This window comes from Salinisphaera orenii subsp. halophila YIM 95161 (assembly GCF_003732545.1).
Taxonomy (GTDB): domain Bacteria; phylum Pseudomonadota; class Gammaproteobacteria; order Nevskiales; family Salinisphaeraceae; genus Salinisphaera; species Salinisphaera orenii_A.
Map to the genome: position 1 here is coordinate 1 of NZ_AYKF01000025.1, position 1192 is coordinate 1192.

Consider the following 1192-nt stretch of genomic DNA (forward strand, 5'->3'; position numbering starts at 1 on the left):
AACATGTGAAAGTGCAAATTTAAGTTCAGCGCACTGCCGAAACGCTGGATCAGCGTCACAGCGCCGGTCTTGCGCGCGGCCCGGCGAGAGCCGGCCCGGCGCTGCATGCAAAGTGCATTCAGCGCCGGGCACTATAAGTACCAGAGCACGCTCATGCTGTCGCGCTGACTGCGGGCGCAATATTCTGATTCAGATGAAACACATTGTCTGGATCCCATTCGCCCTTAAGCGCCGCTAGGCGATCATGAATACGGCCTCCGTAGGCGGCGCGTACCCGGGCCGTGCCTTCATCGCCGCTGATGAAGTTTATATAGACGCCGCCGGTCGTAAACGGCGCCACCGCGTTAAAGGTCTCGCGCGCCCAGGTGATATGACGCGTGTCCTCGACGGCGTCTCGCCAGCGCGCCTGAATATTGAGCACCCAAGCAGCGTTTCGGTGCGGATAGGGCGCCGACTCGGCGGGCCACCGGGCGATTTCGCCGCCCAGTGACAGCATACCGATCACCGATTCCTTCGAGGTCATCCGCGCTGCGTGCTCGCACAAGGCATCGACGGCCTCGCCGCTCAAGGCATCAAAATAATGCCCTTTCCAGTAGTTGCGGGCACCGGCATTAGCGCTCGCGTCGAACATCGACTGAAACGCGGTATACGGCTTTATGCCCACCGCATCAGCGATGGGGTCGCCGATGCCGCGCAGCGGCGCGAGTGCCGCCTCGGCGTCGTCCGGGTCGCCCGCATAGATCAGCGCCAGCAGCAGAATCATCCGGCCATGATAAGCCTCGGGAATGAACGGCGCCGGCGGCGCGTGCCGGAGCACCGGCAGGCACGAGACCTCGTCGGGTGCGTCCCGCATGAGGCTTGTGACCTCACGCAGCACGTGCGGTGCGTCATCGAAGGCGTGGACCACCGGCCCGGCGAGAACGTCCGGGCCCAACGCGTGCAGATCGAACTCGAACGAGGTGATGACGCCAAAATTGCCGCCACCCCCCTTCAGGCCCCAGAACAGATCGGGATTGCAATCGGCACTGGCGCGCACAAGTTCGCCCGCGGCGGTGACCAGATCGACCGAACACAGGTTATCGACGGTCAGTCCCCGCTTTCGGGAGAGATAACCGAAGCCACCGCCGAGCGTTAAGCCCGCCACGCCGGTCGAGGAAATGAATCCGCCGGGAGTGGCCAGGCCGTGCACCTG

At 63.6% G+C, this 1192-nt stretch carries 1 protein-coding gene and 1 pseudogene; both read right to left on the reverse strand.

Going from position 1 to position 1192, the window contains the following annotated elements:
• A pseudogene (locus SAHL_RS02575) lies at positions 1-71 on the reverse strand (transposase); the annotation flags it as partial.
• An 80-nt stretch (positions 72-151) separates the two neighbouring features.
• Positions 152-1192, reverse strand: a 1041-nt coding sequence (locus tag SAHL_RS02580; protein ID WP_123589852.1) for an FAD-binding oxidoreductase, incomplete at its 5' end; no start/stop codon positions are given.